Below are 18118 nucleotides of genomic sequence, written 5' to 3' on the forward strand. Positions count from 1 at the left end.
TATTCTGTTATTTATTATAGGAGGGAAGTGGAATGGCGGGATGAAGTACCACGAGATGAATAAGAAAGAGGTAGAGGAAGCCTTAAATACAGACCTCTCGTCAGGATTAACGAGTGCAGATGTTAAAAAACGAATGAAGCAATACGGAAATAATGAATTAGATGAAGGAGAAAAGCAGTCTGCCTTACTTTTATTTTTCAGCCAATTTAAAGATTTTATGGTGCTCGTGTTATTAGCGGCTACACTTGTTTCAGGTTTTTTAGGTGAATACATCGATGCTATTGCGATTATTGCTATTGTCGTTGTTAATGCCTGTCTTGGTTTTTATCAAGAGAGAAGAGCAGAAAAATCCCTTCAAGCGTTGAAAGAGTTATCCGCCCCACAAGTTTATGTGTTACGGAATGGTCAGTGGATTAAAATTGCTTCGAAGGAAATTGTACCTGGTGATGTGTTAAAGTTCTCAAGCGGTGACCGGATTGGTGCTGATATAAGACTAATAGATGTTAAAAGCCTTGAAATAGAAGAATCAGCGTTAACGGGTGAGTCTCTTCCAGTATTAAAATCGACTGATTCACTCGCTAGAGAAAACCTTGGGATCGGTGACATGGAAAATATGGCTTTCATGGGTACAATGGTCACAAGAGGTACGGGAATGGGTGTTGTTGTTGGTACAGGCATGAAAACAGCGATGGGGCAAATTGCTGATTTGCTGCAAAGTGCTGAAACGATGACAACCCCGTTACAAAGAAGGTTAGAACAACTTGGTAAAATTCTGATAGTGGTAGCCCTCTTGTTAACGGCCCTTGTTGTCGCGGTTGGCGTGTTACAAGGACATGATTTGTATACGATGTTTTTAGCGGGTGTTTCGCTTGCAGTTGCTGCCATTCCAGAAGGATTACCAGCAATCGTAACAGTAGCTCTTTCCCTTGGTGTCCAGCGGATGATTAAGCAAAAGGCTATTGTAAGGAAGTTGCCTGCCGTTGAAACCCTTGGTTGTGCTTCAGTTATTTGTTCCGATAAAACAGGAACGATGACACAGAATGAAATGACCGTTACCCATCTATGGAGTGCTGGACAAACATGGACAGTGGATGGCGTAGGCTATGAGCCAAAGGGGTCTTTTTTCAAAGGAGAACAAAGAATTGATTTAGCTCATGAAAAGGTACTCCAGCAAATGCTTATGTTTGGCATGCTATGCAATCATGCTGAATTGATTCAAAAGAAAAAGGAATATGCTGTTGACGGAGATCCGACAGAAGGGGCACTTCTTGTGGCAGCTATGAAAGCGGGTTATAATCGTGAACAGTTGTTAAAGGAATTTAATATTATTCAAGAATTTCCATTTGATTCAACAAGAAAAATGATGAGTATTATTATAAAAGATCCGAATGGAAGACAGTTTGTTGTCACGAAAGGGGCACCAGATGTTCTTATTGGTAAGAGCGAAGCGATTCTTTGGGATGGCAAGAAGCAATTATTATCTTCAGAATCAAAGAATACAGTTCAAACAGCTATCAATGACTTAGCCTCCCAAGCACTAAGAACAATTGCCATCGGATTTAAAGAAGTGTCTCCTCAAACACTGGTCCTTGATGAAAAAGAGGCAGAAAAGGATTTAACATTTATCGGTTTGCTAGGAATAATTGATCCACCACGTCCAGAAGTGAAACTGGCTGTGAAGGAATGTAAGGATGCTGGAATTAAAACCGTTATGATAACCGGCGACCATGTGATTACTGCAAAAGCCATTGCTAAACAGCTGGGTATTTTATCTAATCGATCAAAAGTATTGGATGGACCGGCACTTTCTAAAATGTCAGTAGAAGAACTTGAAGATGTAGTTGAAGAGGTATCCGTCTTTGCCCGGGTGTCTCCAGAACACAAATTAAAAATTGTAAAAGCTCTGCAAAATAGAGGTCATATTGTGGCAATGACGGGTGACGGCGTTAATGACGCGCCTGCTATTAAAGCAGCGGACATTGGAATTGCCATGGGAATTACGGGAACAGATGTGGCAAAAGAGGCTTCTGCACTTGTTTTGCTAGATGATAATTTTGCAACCATTAAATCGGCCATTAAGGAAGGTCGAAATATATATGAAAATATTCGAAAGTTTATTCGTTATTTATTAGCTTCTAATGTTGGCGAAATTTTAGTTATGTTATTTGCTATGATTTTAGCCTTGCCTTTACCACTCGTTCCTATCCAAATCCTTTGGGTGAATTTAGTAACGGATGGACTTCCAGCGATGGCACTTGGATTAGATCAGCCAGAAGGAGATGTTATGAAACGGAAGCCCCGGAGTCCGAAAGAAGGAGTATTTGCTAGAGGATTAGGTTGGAAAGTAATTTCTAGAGGCTTTTTAATTGGACTTGTTACATTGTTTGCCTTTATTTTGGCCTATAAAGATAATCCTGATCAGCTCGAATATGCTCAAACGGTGGCTTTTGCTACATTGGTTTTGGCACAGTTAATCCATGTATTTGATTGTAGGAGTGAAAAATCTATTCTTTCTCGTAATCCGTTTGGAAATAAATATTTAGTTTGGGCTGTAATCTCATCTTTACTTATGGTTCTTGTAGTGATCTATTATCCACCGTTACAACCAATTTTCCATACTGTCCCAATCTTACCTTCTGATTGGTGGATCATTACAGGTCTTGCAGCCATTCCAACTTTTTTACTTGCAGGCTCATTTTTACTAAGAAAAACAAAATGAAATATGTTATAATTTCTAAGGTAGTAGGGATATACTCTATTACCTTTTCTTTTACCTTTTCTTTGTTTGAGTTAGCGATCTCACTTTTCTAGAAATAAGAATACAAATAATAAAACATCATACTACTGAGCGAGTATAGATCATCATGTCTCCTGTACGGTAGTAATAGGCAGGAGTAGAATGGATGTGGTATAAATGGTTACAAGTATGACAGGGTTTGGAAGGAGTAAAAAGGGGACTGACTCTTTTTTAGTTTCTGTGGAAGTGAAAACGGTTAACCACCGCTTTTCAGAATTTTATATTCGAATGCCCCGCCAATTTAATCCAATAGAAGATAAGATTAAAAAGAAACTGAGTTCATCTATACATAGAGGAAGAATTGAAGTTTATGTAACTGTTGAAGGCGAAGGAATGGTTCAGCGCAAAGTGTCAGTTGATTGGGATTTACTTGATCATTATGTTAAGTCAATTGAAAAGATACAACAAAAGTACGTTCTTGAACATGGGTTATCACTGCAAGATTTATTAAGTAGCGAAGATATCATTCACATAGAAGAAGATGAGACAAGTAATGAAGGTCTTGAGCGAATTATTCTTGAAGCTGTTGAGGAAGCCACACTTTCAGTCAAACAAATGCGTGAAATGGAAGGGTATGCTCTCGGAAAGGATGTGAGCTCTCGTCTACAAAGATTTCAAGATGTAGTGATTGATTTACAAAAGAGGGCACCAATTGTGGTTAACATGTATAAAGAGAGGTTATCAAAAAGGATAGATGAATTTGTTGGTGGCCAAGTGGACGAAGCCCGTATCCTAACAGAAGTGGCTATTTTTGCCGATAAAGCAGATATAAATGAAGAATTAACACGGTTGAATAGTCATATTAAACAGTTTGAGAAGATACTTACTTTAGCAGATCCTATCGGCCGAAAACTTGATTTTCTACTACAAGAAATGAATAGAGAGGTTAATACGATTGGTTCAAAAGCAAATGATTCTGAGATTGCAAAAGAAGTTGTTGAAATGAAAAGTATCCTGGAGAAAATGAAAGAGCAGGTACAAAACATTGAATAGACCTTGTTTAGAAAACAATCGTCAGGGTGAAACTAATTTACTGATGATAGGGGGAACAAAAGGGTGATCAAACTGATTAATATCGGTTTTGGAAATATTGTTTCCGCTAACCGGATTATTTCGATCGTAAGTCCTGAATCAGCACCTATTAAAAGGATTATCCAGGATGCTCGAGATCGTGGTTCTCTAATTGATGCAACATATGGGAGAAGAACGCGTGCTGTTATTGTGATGGATAGTGATCATGTGATTTTAAGTGCGGTTCAGCCTGAAACGGTTGCACATCGTTTAAATGATCGGGATGAAATATTGGATGAAGGGTAGGACGTTTTCATGCAGGAAAAGGGTTTATTGATTGTATTATCCGGACCTTCAGGAGTTGGTAAAGGAACGGTTAGAAAAGAGATTTTTTCTCAACCTAATACATCGTTTGAATATTCTATTTCAATGACAACGAGATCCCCACGTGAAGGGGAAGTAGATGGGGTAGATTATTTCTTCAAATCAAAGGAAGAATTCGAACGGTTGATTGAACAGGGAAAGTTGTTGGAATATGCCGAGTTTGTGGGAAATTATTATGGAACACCTGTGGACTACGTGCGTGAGACCTTAGAAAAAGGAAGGGATGTTTTCCTTGAAATAGAAGTTCAAGGTGCTCGTCAAGTTCGGGAGAAATTTCCAGATGGTTTATTTATTTTCCTTATGCCACCGAGTTTATCAGAATTGAAAAATCGAATTGTGACAAGAGGAACTGAAACAGAGGATATCATTAATAATCGCTTAAATGTGGCAAAAGAAGAGATTGAAATGATGCATTTATACGATTATGTGGTAGAAAATGATCAAATTGAGCGTGCTTGTGAACGCATTAAAGCGATTGTGGTGGCAGAACATTGCCGTAGAGAACGATTGGAACCAAAATATTTAAAAATGCTGGAGGTAAATTAATATGTTAGATCCTTCGATTGACTCATTAATGACAAAAATTGATAGTAAGTATTCGTTAGTTTCGGTTGCTGCAAAGCGGGCACGACAAACGCAATTAGGTGCAGGTCCTCTGTTAAACCGATATATTTCTCATAAAAATGTCGGTAAAGCACTTGAAGAAATCAACGCAGATAAATTATTTTATCGCTTATCAGATCGAATACTAAGTGCTAGATATGATTGAAAAGTGGGAAGGGCTGACCATGTCAGTCCCTTTTCTATTTATTAGATAAGAAATATCATTTGCTTCTTGCATAATGAAAACAAGTGATTTTAAATTGTAAATGGGAGGTTAGGTTTATGCTAGATGGTAAAAACATTTTATTATGTGTAACGGGTGGGATAGCTGTATACAAGGCGGCCGCTCTTACAAGTAAACTTACCCAAGCTGGAGCAGAGGTACGTGTTATTTTAAGCGATTCAGCTGCTGAGTTTGTTACGCCACTTACCTTTCAAGCATTATCACGTAATGATGTGTATATGAATACATTTGATGAAAAAGATTCAAAAAAGATTGCCCATATCGATTTAGCTGATTGGGCTGATCTTGTTTTAGTGGCACCGGCCACCGCCAATGTTATTGGGAAGATTGCAGGTGGGATTGCTGATAATATGATTACCACTACTCTTCTAGCAGCTACTGCTCCTGTTTGGATAGCGCCAGCGATGAATGTTCACATGTACGAACACCCAGCGGTGAAAAGAAACTTAGAAACGTTGAATCAATACGGTTATACGTTCATTGAACCTGGTGAAGGTTATTTAGCCTGCGGTTATGTTGGAAAAGGGCGATTAGAGGAGCCGGAAATCATTGTAGCAAAAATAACTGAGTATTTTAGTAGATCTGTTGGCAAATGGGCTGGTAAAACGATCATCATTACTGCTGGACCAACAAGAGAAAATATTGATCCTGTTCGTTATATGACAAATCACTCGACAGGAAAAATGGGCTATGCAATAGCTGCGGAAGCCGAGAGGGCTGGAGCAAAAGTTATTTTAATTTCAGGTCCTGTTTCACTTACACCGCCACAAGGAGTACATATGGTCATGGTTGAAAGTGCAAAGGAAATGTATGAAGCTGTATTCAATCATTTTGCCGATGCAGATATCGTAATTAAATCAGCAGCTGTTGCTGACTATCGACCAAAAACGTATTATGACCGCAAGATAAAAAAACAACCCGGTGAACAAGTAATTGAGCTTGAAAGAACAAAGGATATTTTAATGGAGCTTGGACAAAGAAAAGAAAAACAAATCTTGATTGGCTTTGCCGCTGAAACAGATCATGTGGAAGAATACGCAAAGAAAAAGCTTATAAGTAAAAATGCAGATATGATCGTTGCAAACAATGTACAGGAAGCTGGGGCCGGTTTCGGGACAGATACAAATATTGTTACCTTCTATAAAAAGGATGATACAGCGAAGAAATTACCTCTACTTTCGAAAAAAGAAGTAGCCTGCCAAATTTTAGATGAAGCTTTCTTACTATTAAAGGAAAATAATCAATGACCATAGCAAGAGTGATTGTCGATGTGCCAGCGAAGCAGACGGACAAGCCCTTTGATTATGCCATTCCCGTTCCATTACAAGATGTTATTAAGCCAGGAATGCGTGTCATTGTTCCTTTTGGTCCTCGAAAAGTGCAAGGTTTTGTCATTTCCATTGTGTCGGAATCCTCGTTTGCAAAGCTCCGAAAAATCATCGAGCCGATGGATATTGAACCGGTATTAAACGAGGAGTTACTCGATCTCTCTGATTGGTTAACTGAACAAACATTATGTTATAAGATTTCTGCCTTTCAGGTAATGTTACCACCCGCATTAAAAGCTAAATATGAGAAAAAGGTTAAACTTGTAGATCGAGGAAAGCTGAATCATTTACCTGAAATGATTCAGTTTTTATTCCGTGACAAGTATGTGCTTAAATGGGATGAAGCGCTAGAAACAGGCCAGCTCTCTCAATTTCAAAAAGAAGTGGCAAGTGGGTTGCTTGAAGTATTATATGAAGTGAAAGAACGTGTAAAAAAGAAACAAATAAAGGTGATTGCTCCTGTGGTTACAAAGGAAGATCTACTTGCAAAGAAGAAGGATCTTCCAAGTCGTGGTTTAAAACAAAAACAAGTGATCGATTATTTTATTAACAACCCAGCACCTATCGAACGGCCAAAAATATTGTCACTACTTGGTGTTTCAAGTTCTGTTATCAAAGGGCTTATTGAAAAAGACATTCTTTTTGAAACGACGAGGGAAGTCTACCGCGATCCGTATGAGAATCGTATAATTGAAAAAACGGAACCTCATTTGTTAACGAGCGAACAATCAAAAGCCATACAACCCATTTTAAAGTCGCTATCTGAAAAAAAGCATGACGTCTTTCTTTTATATGGAGTGACAGGAAGTGGAAAAACGGAAGTTTACTTACAATCGATCCAAAGAGTTCTAGAAGATGGTCGAGAAGGAATTGTTCTGGTTCCAGAAATTTCACTCACGCCACAAATGGTAAACCGCTTTAAAGGACGATTTGGTGATCAAGTAGCTGTTCTCCACAGCGGACTTTCTATTGGTGAAAAATATGATGAATGGAGAAAAATTCAACGAAAAGAAGTTAGGGTTGTGGTTGGAGCACGTTCGGCCATTTTTGCCCCTTTTGAAAATCTAGGGATTATCATCATTGATGAAGAGCATGAAACAAGCTATAAGCAAGAAGATAATCCGAGATATCATGCCCGGGAAGTTGCAATTGAAAGGGCAAAAAAACACTGCTGTCCGGTTGTGCTTGGCAGTGCGACCCCCTCTTTAGAAACGTTTGCTCGAGCACAAAAAGGCGTTTATCAGCTTTTAACCTTATCCAAACGAATGAATTCTCATGATTTGCCTGATGTAGAAATTGTGGATATGCGTGAGGAGTTGCGGGGAGGTAATCGCTCCATGTTTTCGCGCATCTTGTTTGAAAAATTACAAGATCGAATAGCGAAAAAAGAGCAAACCGTACTATTTCTCAATAAACGTGGCCATTCTTCCTTTGTCATGTGCCGTGATTGTGGGTATGTGGTCCAGTGTCCGAATTGTGATATTTCATTAACGTATCACCGCTTCAATCAGCAAATGAAGTGCCATTATTGCGGTTATGAAGCAATGGTTCCAACAACTTGTCCGGAATGCACAAGTGAGCATATTCGTTATTTTGGTACGGGAACACAAAAGGTAGAGGAAGAGATTGGTAGACTACTTCCTGAAGCAAAAGTGATTCGTATGGATGTGGATACAACGTCAAGAAAAGGATCGCATGAAAAGCTATTAACAGCCTTTCAGGAAGAACGTGCGGATATTTTACTTGGTACACAAATGATCGCAAAGGGGTTAGATTTTCCGAATATCACGTTAGTTGGCGTTTTGTCGGCGGATACGATGCTGCATTTACCAGACTTTCGTTCATCGGAAAAAACCTTTCAATTGTTAACACAAGTGAGTGGTCGAGCAGGCAGGCATGAGCTTGCAGGGGAAGTTGTTATTCAAACCTATACACCTGAGCATTATAGTATCGAGCTTGCGGGCCAACAGGATTATGATCAATTTTATCAAAGAGAAATGCAGATTCGAAAAATCCATAGATATCCGCCTTTTTATTATATTGCTTTAATAACGGTTAGCCATGAGGAACTGATGAAAGTAGTTGGCGTTACTGAGAAAATTACGAAATTTATCATTTCTCGACTATCCGCTGAAGCATTTGTGCTCGGTCCAGTCGCATCACCGATTCCGAGAATTAATAATAAATACCGATATCAATGTTTAATTAAATATAAGCAAGAACCGAATCTAACAGAGGCATTAAAAGCGGTTCTTGATCATTATCAGCAAGATGCTCACACAACAGGCTTACAAGTTTCCATTGATACAAATCCTTTTATACTCATGTAAATAGGAAAACTTCATTCTTAAACGTTATGATTCAGAAAAATTGGAAAAACTAGATGAAAAGCGTAAGCGACTTGCTCAGGGGCGACAAGCTTAAGAGGGCTCGGGGAGAAGGTTGTTCTTTAACCTTCTCATCGAGACAGCTTAAGACCTCGAGCCCCTAGGCGCTGGAGCTAGACAATGAAAAGCGTAAGCGACTTGCTCAGGGGCGACAAGCTTAAGTATTTTAGTCTAGAGAATAGTCATTAGGGGAGGAACCAAATTGGCAGTCAAAAAAATTGTTATGTATCCAGCAGATATATTGGAACAACCGTGTAAACCGGTGACAACTTTTAATAATAAATTAAAAAAATTGTTGAACGATATGTATGATACGATGATTGAATTCGATGGGGTAGGTCTTGCTGCACCGCAAGTTGGTGTGGATGAGCAGATTGCGATCGTTGATATAGATGATGAAACAGGAACAATTGAAATGATTAATCCTGAAATACTTGAATCTAAGGGTGAACAAACGGGTGTGGAAGGCTGTTTAAGTTTCCCAGGATTATACGGGGAAGTATCTCGCCCTTTTTATGTAAAAGTAAAGGCACAAGATCGAAAAGGGAGAACATTTACGATTGAAGCTGAGGACTATCTTGCCCGTGCAATTCAGCATGAAATTGACCATTTACAAGGGATATTATTTACTTCAAAGGTAGTAAAATATATAGAAGAAAGTGAATTGCAGGAGGTGGAAAGTGAATGACGAAAATCGTATTTATGGGAACACCTGACTTTTCCGTTCCTGTTTTAAGACAATTAATTGCAGATAGCTATGAAGTGATTGGTGTGGTGACTCAACCAGATAGACCGGTTGGAAGGAAAAAAGTTTTGACTCCTCCTCCTGTAAAGATAGAAGCAGAAAAACAAGGGATTCCTGTATTTCAACCAGAAAAAATTAGTCGTCCTGATGAGTTAGCACCTATATTGGAGCTGCACCCTGATTTAGTAGTAACGGCTGCATTTGGACAACTATTACCAAAGGAATTACTTGAAGCCCCTCGGTTTGGTTGCATTAATGTTCATGCTTCGCTGCTGCCGGAATTGCGTGGTGGAGCACCTATCCACTATGCGATTATGCAAGGGAAAGAAAAAACTGGGGTTACGATTATGTACATGGCTGAGAAGTTGGATGCTGGAGATATCCTAACCCAAGTAGAAGTACCTATATTAGAGAATGACGATGTTGGAACAATGCATGAGAAGCTAAGCGATGCAGGGGCAACGCTCTTGTCTGAAACACTTCCTAAATTATTACGTGGTGAGCTGAAGCCAACGAAGCAAATAGATGATGAAGCTACTTTCGCCTCTAACATAAAAAGAGAACAAGAAAAAATTGATTGGACACAAACAGGTGAAATGATCTATAACCATATTCGCGGCTTGCATCCTTGGCCTGTTGCCTATACAAAGCTTAAAGGTAGTGTAATAAAGATTTGGAAGGCTGTGAAAGTACCTTCTCAAGAAAGCCTTACACCAGGAACCATAACGAAAATCGAAAACGATGGCTTTACGGTGGCAACGGGGAATGGAACAGCTATTAAAGTTTTGGAATTGCAACCATCAGGTAAAAAAAGAATGAATGCTGAACAATTTTTAAGAGGGGCCGGACCCAATTTGACTATCGGTATTCAACTAGGAGAACATCATGAATAATAAGCGTAAAAATGTCCGTGAAGCAGCACTTGAAATTCTGGAAATGATTGAAAAAAATCAGTCATATAGTAATTTGCTATTGAATAACAGTATCAAAAAAAATGAAATTGATAAAAAAGATATTGGTTTGTTAACGGAATTAACATATGGAACATTGCAAAGGAAAATAGCACTTGATTATTATCTCTCCCCTTTTTTAGCGAAAAATAAAAAGCTTGAAAGCTGGGTTCGACAATTACTAAGGCTAACGATTTATCAAATGGTTTATTTGGATAAAATTCCTGATCGGGCTGCGATCCACGAAGCAGTAGAGATTGCAAAACGACGTGGCCATAAAGGAATTGCTAGTCTTGTAAATGGGATTCTCCGCAGTATGCAAAGAGAGGGGATTCCTTCCTTTGATGCCATAGAAGACCCAATTGAAAGATTGTCTATTCGTACAAGTCATCCACTATGGCTTGTAAAACGGTGGGTTAGCCAATTTGGATTTGAAGAGACAAAGGCGATGTGTGAGCTGAACTTAACAGCTCCTACAATGACAGGCCGTGTAAATACGACAAAAATCAGTCGTGATGAATGTCTTGTACAACTAGCATCAGAAGGCTTTGAAGTAAAGGCAAGCTTAGTGGTACCTGAAGCCATCCTTTGTTTAAAAGGGAATCTAGCTCATTCTGATACATTCAAAAAAGGTTTACTAACAATTCAAGACGAAAGCTCAATGATTGTTGGACTTGCTCTTGGAGTAACAGATCAACAAAAGGTACTCGATGCTTGTGCTGCTCCTGGTGGAAAATCAACTCATATTGCTGAAAAAATGAATGGAACTGGAGAAGTAATTTCTCTCGACTTACACGAACATAAAGTCAAGTTGATTCGTGAAAATGCTAGAAGACTTGAACTTTCAAATATTCAAGCAAAAACCCTTGATAGTAGAGATGTTCAGGAGCATTTTGAAAAAGAGTCCTTTGATCGAATTTTATTGGACGCCCCCTGTACTGGACTAGGAGTCATGAGAAGAAAACCAGATATTAAATATACGAAAAAGGAAGAAGATTTATTTCAGTTACAAAAGATTCAAAAAACATTACTAGAATCTGTGGCCTCTTTATTAAAAAAAGATGGTATTCTTGTTTATAGTACGTGTACAATTGACCAGGAAGAAAATCAAGAGGTAGTTGAAGCGTTTTTACAACAACACCCTGAGTATGTACGTGATGAAACATTCAGGGAACGAATCCCAGGGGAAATTCAGTCCTTAGTTAAAAACAGCGAAATGCAAATACTACCGCAATATTTTAATTCAGATGGATTTTACATTGCTTGTTTAAGGAAAAAGGACTAAATGAAGGAAATAGCAAAGGAGCGAAAAGAAAAGACGAGGTGAAGATATGAAGGCTGCTTTTAAGACAGACAAAGGAAAAATTCGTCAACATAATGAAGATAACGGAGGGATCTTTCTCAATCAATCCGGACAACGTTTGGCAATCGTAGCGGATGGAATGGGAGGTCATCGCGCAGGAGATGTTGCAAGTGAGATGACGATCCAAAAATTAAAGAAAAAATGGGAAGAAACAGAAGTAATTGAGGTGGCAGAACAAGCTGAAGATTGGCTGAAGGTTAACATTGAACATGTCAATTCTACCCTTTTTGAACATTCCAAAGCCTATTCCGAATGTGAAGGAATGGGCACGACTATTGTAGCCGTTATTATTACTGAGTTATTCTCTACAATCGCCCATATTGGTGATAGCCGTTGTTATATTTTAAATGAGGCTGGCTTTGCACAGGTTACGGAAGATCATTCCCTTGTTAATGAACTTGTTCGTTCTGGACAAATTACAAAAGAAGACGCTGAAAATCATCCGCGTAAAAATGTTTTAATAAGAGCATTAGGTACAGAGTTGTTCGTTAGTATAGATATAAAAACGATTGTATTTGAAGAAGATGATGTTCTTCTCCTTTGTTCAGATGGATTATCAAATAAGGTGACAGAAACGGAAATGGTTGATACCTTGAAAGCTCAAAAAACAATTGAGGAGAAAGCTGCTTCATTAATAGAACTTGCAAATGATCACGGTGGCGAAGACAATATTACTCTCATTATCGTAGAATTTTATCTTGATAGCACTAAAGGTGATAAATGATGATGATTGGGAAAAGATTAAGCGGTCGCTATAAAATATTAGAGATGGTTGGCGGCGGTGGCATGGCTAATGTCTATTTGGCACATGATATGATCTTAGACCGAGATGTTGCTGTGAAGGTTTTGCGTCTTGACTTTGCTAATAACGAGGAATTTATTCGTCGTTTTCACCGTGAAGCTCAATCCGCCACAAGTCTGGCTCATCCAAATATTGTTAACATATATGATGTAGGGGATGAAGATGACTCGATTTATTATATTGTGATGGAATATATTGATGGTCAAACCTTGAAAGAATACATACAAAAGCGTTCACCAGTGCCTATTGAAGATGCGTTAACCGTTATGCAACAGCTGACATCGGCAATTTCACATGCCCACCACAACCATATTATTCATCGGGACATTAAGCCACAAAATATTTTGGTGGATCCGAATGGTACTGTAAAAATCACTGATTTTGGGATTGCTATGGCGTTAAGCGCAACAAGTATTACCCAGACGAATTCAGTGCTTGGATCGGTTCATTATTTATCACCTGAACAAGCTAGAGGTGGAGTTGCTAATCATACATCAGATATCTATTCTCTTGGGATTGTTATGTTTGAACTATTGACAGGAAGACTCCCATTTTCTGGGGAATCAGCTGTTTCAATTGCTTTAAAGCATTTGCAATCGGAAACACCCTCACTGAGAAGGTGGAATCCTTCCATTCCGCAAAGTGTCGAAAATATTGTATTGAAAGCGACGGCAAAAGATCCGTTCCACCGATATGCAAGTGTGGAAGAGATGGAGGCGGATATTCGAACGGCTCTTGATCCAGACCGTTTAGATGAGCCTAAATTCACTATAGCCTTAGATGATGAGGCAACAAAAGCTATACCTGTTATTACGGATGATCAATTATATTCAAATCATGATGAAACGATTATTCATGGGAAAGAGAAAAAAACAAAATCCGCTTCTACTTCTTTGAAACAAGAAGAAAAAGGAAAGAGCAAAAAGAAAAGAAAAAAGTTACCGATCATTTTATTTTCTATATTAAGTGTATTAATTATCCTTGTCATTTTATTCTTTACTGTATTTCCTGCACTATTTTTACCTAAAGATATAGAAGTGCCAGATGTGTCGAATATGGCACTTGATAAAGCCATATCTGAGCTAGTTACAGCTGGGTTTTTTATTGGTGATACAAAAGAGGTTAGCCATGAGGAAATTGAAGAAGGCTATGTTGTAAAGACAGAGCCGAAAGCAGGTAGAATGGCTAAAGAAGGTGCGGAAATTAATATTTTTGAAAGTACAGGAAAAGCTACCTTTAAATTATTAAAATACACTGACAGCAGGTATGAGGATGTCGTTACAAGGTTAAACGATAAAGGGTTTAAAGATATAAAGAAGATTGAGGTTCATGATGATGAGGCGGATGTCGGAATGATCTTAGAGCAAAACTATCGGGAGGGTGATGAAGTCATACCTGACGAAACCGTACTTGAATTTACGGTCAGCAAGGGTCCGGCTTTGATTGAAGTAAAGGATTTAAGTGGATTTAATGCTGCTGGAGTTCAAGAATATGCTGATTCGGTTGGGTTACAAGCAGATGTTGCCGAGAAACAATATAGTAAAACGGTTCCGAAAGATACGGTCATGTCACAAAATCCAGCTGCTGGAACAAGTGTGAAAAAAGGGTCAAAGATAAAGGTGATTATTTCAAAAGGACCGCAACAACTTCCACCAAAAACAGTCACAGAAGTAGTTAAGGTTCTATACGAACCATTAGTGGAGGGGGCACAACAGGAAGTTCAAATCTTTATAGAAGATTTTAATGAAGATATGATGGAACCTTATGTAACCGAATATATAACGGAGGACTGGGAATTACCAGTTGAACTGACCATTGCCCCAGGAGAATTTGCGGTTATTAGAGTGATTCGAGATGATAAAGTCATTCTAGATAAATCATTCCATTTTCCAGAGTAAGTTGAAACCATTATCACTAAAGTAATTCACTTAAAATAAGGGAGCGCTGCTATGCCTGAAGGAAAAATTATTAAAGCATTGAGTGGGTTTTATTATGTATTAAGCGATGATCAATTAGTTCAATGTCGTGGCAGAGGAGTCTTTCGTAAAAATAAAATTACGCCTCTTGTTGGAGATGAAGTGGTGTTTCAGGCAGAAAATAATACAGAAGGCTATATACTGGAAGTCAAAGATCGTAAAAATGAGCTTGTTCGACCACCAATCGCTAATGTTGATCAAGCAATCCTTGTTTTTTCTGCTGTTGAACCTGATTTCAGTACAGCACTGTTGGATCGATTTCTCGTTTTAATTGAATATAATCGCATTCGTCCACTCATCTGTATAACAAAAATGGATTTAACGAATGAAGATGAAAAAAGTCAAATTCAGCAATTTGCTAATGATTATAGGGGAATTGGCTATGATGTGCTATTAACTTCTTCAGAAACTGAACAAGGAATCCAAGAGCTATTACCATTTTTAAATAGGGAGATTTCTGTTTTTGCTGGTCAATCAGGAGTTGGCAAGTCATCGTTGCTTAATGTTCTACGTCCTGATTTGAGTATACAAACAAATGAAATTTCGAATCATCTTGGTAGGGGTAAACATACGACAAGGCATGTTGAACTTATTCATGTCGGTGGTGGTCTTGTAGCGGATACACCAGGATTTAGCTCACTTGAATTTACCGATATTGAATTAGAAGAATTAAACTTTTGTTTTAAAGATATTCAGAAAATAAGTGAAGACTGTAAGTTTCGTGGCTGTTTACACGTCTCCGAACCGAAGTGTGCGGTTAAAAAAAGTTTGGAGAATGGGGAATTACCTTCTTATCGATATAAACACTACAAAGAATTTTTAGAGGAAATAAAAAATAGAAAGCCGAGGTATTGAAGATGATCAAAATTGCACCATCTATACTATCTGCTGATTTTTCTCAATTGGGAGAAGAGATTAAAGATGTCGAAAGAGGCGGCGCAGATTATATTCATGTCGATGTAATGGATGGCCATTTCGTGCCGAATATTACGATCGGTCCATTAGTTGTTGATAGCATTCGACCGATTACAGATTTACCCCTTGATGTCCATTTGATGATTGAAAATCCTGATCAATATATTGAAGCTTTTGTAAAGGCGGGTGCTGATTACATCACTGTTCATGTAGAAGCGTGTCGTCATTTGCACAGGACAATTCAACTCATTAAATCTTTTGGGGTAAAAGCGGGAGTTGTTTTAAATCCAGCAACACCGGTTCAACTCATCGAACCGATTATCGAAGATCTCGATATGGTGTTATTAATGACAGTAAACCCTGGGTTTGGTGGTCAAAAATTCATTATGTCTGTTCTACCAAAAATCAAGCAGGTAAAAGAATTAGTTGTACAAAAAGGTTTGAATCTTGAAATTGAAGTAGATGGCGGTGTGAATAAAGATACAGCTCCACTCTGTATTGAAGCAGGAGCGGACGTTCTAGTAGCAGGCTCAGCAGTTTACAGTCAAGAGGATCGTAAAAAGGCTATTACAGAGCTAAAGGGATAAATAATAAGGAAAGAGGTCAGCTTATACACTGACATCTTTCCTTATTGTTTTTTTAACACTAAGAGTAAAGAAAGGAATAGAAGATGATTATTCATATATTAGGAGGCGGACCAGTTGATCTCCTGCCAGACTTAAGTAACTATCATGAAAAAGAGGTTGTTTGGGTAGGGGTTGATCGTGGCGTTTATACTTTGTTAACAAGAGGAATTAAACCTGATATCGCTTTTGGTGACTTTGATTCTGTTTCTGAGAATGAATTTTCACTTATTCAAACGTCTGTTCATGAACTTAAAACGTTTAGACCAGAAAAAGATGAGACGGATATGGAACACGCCTTAAATTGGGCAATCAAACAAAAGCCTGAGCTCATTCGTATATTCGGGGCAACAGGCGGTAGACTTGACCATATGTTTGCAAATATTCAATTACTTATCAATCCTATTATGGAGCATTGCCATGTTCAAATAGAAATAATTGATCAAAAAAATATTATTTATTTAAAAGCATCTGGAACGTATCCTATTAATAAAATTTCAAATAAAAAGTACATTTCTTTTATTCCAATTTCGGGTGAGGTAAGAGGGATTACGTTAAAGGGATTCAAATATCCATTAACAGAATGTCATATTCGTCTTGGTTCCACATTATGTATTAGTAATGAGCTTATTAATGATTGTGGTACTTTTTCGTTTTCTAAAGGCATATTAATGATAGTAAGAAGTACCGATTAATTTGTTTAAAAACAAGAGTACTTATTTCTGTTATTTGAATAAGATAATGTGGTTGAATATTCTAGAGTCATCTCGACAATAAAACGGGATTTGAGTTTGTAAGATGGTTGAGGAGGGACACGATTATGAAATTTTATACAATTAAATTGCCTAAATTTTTAGGTGGGATTGTCCGAGCGATGTTAGGGACTTTTAAAAAAGGATGATAAGAAGTTAATAGAAGCGTATAATTCCAGAGAGTCCTAGGATGAAATAAAAATACAATTTATATAGGATAGTCAATCTTATACTTTTTCTACTGTGCACCCGTCTACTGGGTGCTTTTGTTTTATTTGACTAGTACAAACATTGTTCAATTTAAGTCTATCTGTTAAAATAAATAAAGACGCCCTTGTAAGGACGTCTTTATTTATTATACACGTTCTACTTTACCTGATTTAAGAGCTCTTGCGGAAACCCAAACACGTTTTGGTTTACCGTCTACAAGAATACGAACCTTTTGAAGGTTAGCACCCCATGTACGTTTGTTAGCGTTCATCGCATGGGAACGTGCGTTACCTGAAGTTGTTTTTCTACCTGTTACAACACATTTACGTGGCATTTATTTTCCCTCCTTACTGCAAAAACTGAAACGTTCAATATAGTTCAGTTACATGTAATATCAGATTCTGATCAATCTGGAATAATGAGAAAAACAGTAATAAGCCTATTTTTCATCTATTGGTAAAAGATACTTTAATAATTTATCACACAACCACCACGATTGCAATACTTCAAAACAAACCTTTCAAGAAAAATTACTTGACAAGAAGAAAGATAATTTTATGAAAATTAACGCATAATAAGTATATCTTTTAAATTACCTGAGCTTATAGTAAAATGGCTTTAGTCAAGGAGCAATTTCCAAAAGGGGGAAGACTCATGTCCATCGAATTAAAAACAGCATACGGACAAATAGATATATCAAATGATGTAATTGCTACAATTGCTGGTGGAGCTGCTGTAGATTGTTATGGAATTGTTGGGATGGCCTCAAAAAATCAAATAAAAGATGGTTTGACAGATATATTACGAAAAGAAAATTTTACCCGCGGCGTTATCGTACGTCAAGAGGAAGCACAAGTACATATTGATATGTATATCATTGTAAGCTATGGAACAAAAATTTCAGAGATTGCCCACAATGTGCAAACAAAAGTAAAATATACATTGGACAAAACAGTTGGACTTGCCGTTGACACAGTAAATATATACGTTCAGGGTGTTCGTGTAATGAATCCGTAGTGAGGGAGGAA

18 protein-coding genes are annotated in these 18118 nt (G+C 37.9%); 17 read left to right on the forward strand and 1 reads right to left on the reverse strand.

Translation table 11 applies throughout. From position 1 onward, the window contains the following. Window positions 1-40 precede the first annotated feature (40 nt). The 16 genes from JMM81_RS03460 (at window position 41) to spoVM (ending at window position 17029) form a co-directional block, all read left to right on the forward strand. Window positions 41-2719 carry a calcium-translocating P-type ATPase, SERCA-type gene (locus JMM81_RS03460; protein ID WP_256240097.1) on the forward strand — a complete coding sequence of 893 codons (2679 nt, stop codon included), beginning with the start codon at window positions 41-43 and terminating at the stop codon, window positions 2717-2719. A 195-nt stretch (window positions 2720-2914) separates the two neighbouring features. Further along, window positions 2915-3790 (forward strand): YicC/YloC family endoribonuclease, encoded by an 876-nt coding sequence (locus JMM81_RS03465; RefSeq protein ID WP_256240098.1) that lies wholly within the window; start codon window positions 2915-2917, stop codon window positions 3788-3790. A 63-nt stretch (window positions 3791-3853) separates the two neighbouring features. Then, window positions 3854-4114, forward strand: coding sequence for an extracellular matrix/biofilm regulator RemA (gene remA / locus JMM81_RS03470; RefSeq protein WP_256240099.1), 261 nt, complete (start codon window positions 3854-3856; stop codon window positions 4112-4114). A 9-nt stretch (window positions 4115-4123) separates the two neighbouring features. Beyond that, on the forward strand, window positions 4124-4738 hold the full coding sequence (gene gmk, locus JMM81_RS03475; RefSeq protein WP_256240100.1) for a guanylate kinase: 615 nt from the start codon (window positions 4124-4126) through the stop codon (window positions 4736-4738). Window position 4739: 1 nt separating this feature from the next. After that, complete coding sequence (gene rpoZ, locus JMM81_RS03480; RefSeq protein ID WP_256240101.1) at window positions 4740-4961, forward strand: DNA-directed RNA polymerase subunit omega; 222 nt, start codon at window positions 4740-4742, stop codon at window positions 4959-4961. Between the two features lie 116 nt (window positions 4962-5077). Continuing rightward, the gene (gene coaBC, locus JMM81_RS03485; RefSeq protein ID WP_256240102.1) at window positions 5078-6286 is read left to right on the forward strand and encodes a bifunctional phosphopantothenoylcysteine decarboxylase/phosphopantothenate--cysteine ligase CoaBC; all 1209 of its coding nucleotides are present in this window, start codon (window positions 5078-5080) and stop codon (window positions 6284-6286) included. Next, window positions 6283-8697 (forward strand): primosomal protein N', encoded by a 2415-nt coding sequence (gene priA / locus JMM81_RS03490; protein ID WP_256240103.1) that lies wholly within the window; start codon window positions 6283-6285, stop codon window positions 8695-8697. Before coaBC ends, priA begins: the two co-directional genes overlap by 4 nt. A gap of 259 nt (window positions 8698-8956) precedes the next feature. Next, window positions 8957-9442, forward strand: a complete 486-nt coding sequence (gene def, locus JMM81_RS03495) for a peptide deformylase (RefSeq protein WP_256240104.1) — start codon at window positions 8957-8959, stop codon at window positions 9440-9442. Then, window positions 9439-10392 (forward strand): methionyl-tRNA formyltransferase, encoded by a 954-nt coding sequence (gene fmt / locus JMM81_RS03500; RefSeq protein ID WP_256240105.1) that lies wholly within the window; start codon window positions 9439-9441, stop codon window positions 10390-10392. The genes def and fmt overlap by 4 nt, the downstream gene beginning before the upstream one ends. Then, on the forward strand, window positions 10385-11734 hold the full coding sequence (gene rsmB / locus JMM81_RS03505) for a 16S rRNA (cytosine(967)-C(5))-methyltransferase RsmB (protein WP_256240106.1): 1350 nt from the start codon (window positions 10385-10387) through the stop codon (window positions 11732-11734). Before fmt ends, rsmB begins: the two co-directional genes overlap by 8 nt. A gap of 46 nt (window positions 11735-11780) precedes the next feature. Further along, complete coding sequence (locus JMM81_RS03510; RefSeq protein WP_256240107.1) at window positions 11781-12536, forward strand: Stp1/IreP family PP2C-type Ser/Thr phosphatase; 756 nt, start codon at window positions 11781-11783, stop codon at window positions 12534-12536. Next, window positions 12536-14512, forward strand: coding sequence for a Stk1 family PASTA domain-containing Ser/Thr kinase (pknB, locus tag JMM81_RS03515; protein WP_256240313.1), 1977 nt, complete (start codon window positions 12536-12538; stop codon window positions 14510-14512). The genes JMM81_RS03510 and pknB overlap by 1 nt, the downstream gene beginning before the upstream one ends. A 51-nt stretch (window positions 14513-14563) precedes the next feature. Next, window positions 14564-15445, forward strand: coding sequence for a ribosome small subunit-dependent GTPase A (gene rsgA / locus JMM81_RS03520; RefSeq protein ID WP_256240108.1), 882 nt, complete (start codon window positions 14564-14566; stop codon window positions 15443-15445). A 2-nt stretch (window positions 15446-15447) separates the two neighbouring features. Next, window positions 15448-16092 (forward strand): ribulose-phosphate 3-epimerase, encoded by a 645-nt coding sequence (rpe, locus tag JMM81_RS03525; protein ID WP_256240109.1) that lies wholly within the window; start codon window positions 15448-15450, stop codon window positions 16090-16092. An 83-nt stretch (window positions 16093-16175) separates the two neighbouring features. After that, window positions 16176-16823 (forward strand): thiamine diphosphokinase, encoded by a 648-nt coding sequence (locus tag JMM81_RS03530; RefSeq protein WP_256240110.1) that lies wholly within the window; start codon window positions 16176-16178, stop codon window positions 16821-16823. A 125-nt stretch (window positions 16824-16948) separates the two neighbouring features. Next, window positions 16949-17029 carry a stage V sporulation protein SpoVM gene (gene spoVM, locus JMM81_RS03535; RefSeq protein WP_017551496.1) on the forward strand — a complete coding sequence of 27 codons (81 nt, stop codon included), beginning with the start codon at window positions 16949-16951 and terminating at the stop codon, window positions 17027-17029. 206 nt (window positions 17030-17235) lie between these two features. Here spoVM and rpmB read toward each other — a convergent pair whose 3' ends face one another. Continuing rightward, a complete protein-coding gene (rpmB, locus tag JMM81_RS03540) occupies window positions 17236-17424 on the reverse strand; it encodes a 50S ribosomal protein L28 (RefSeq protein WP_256240111.1) in 189 nt (62 codons plus the stop codon). Between the two features lie 320 nt (window positions 17425-17744). Between rpmB and JMM81_RS03545 the strand changes: the two genes are divergently transcribed. Further along, window positions 17745-18107: an Asp23/Gls24 family envelope stress response protein gene (locus JMM81_RS03545; RefSeq protein ID WP_256240112.1), complete on the forward strand. Its 363-nt coding sequence runs from the start codon at window positions 17745-17747 to the stop codon at window positions 18105-18107. Window positions 18108-18118: the final 11 nt, after the last annotated feature.

This window comes from Bacillus sp. V3B (assembly GCF_024494465.1).
Taxonomy (GTDB): domain Bacteria; phylum Bacillota; class Bacilli; order Bacillales; family Cytobacillaceae; genus Bacillus_BD.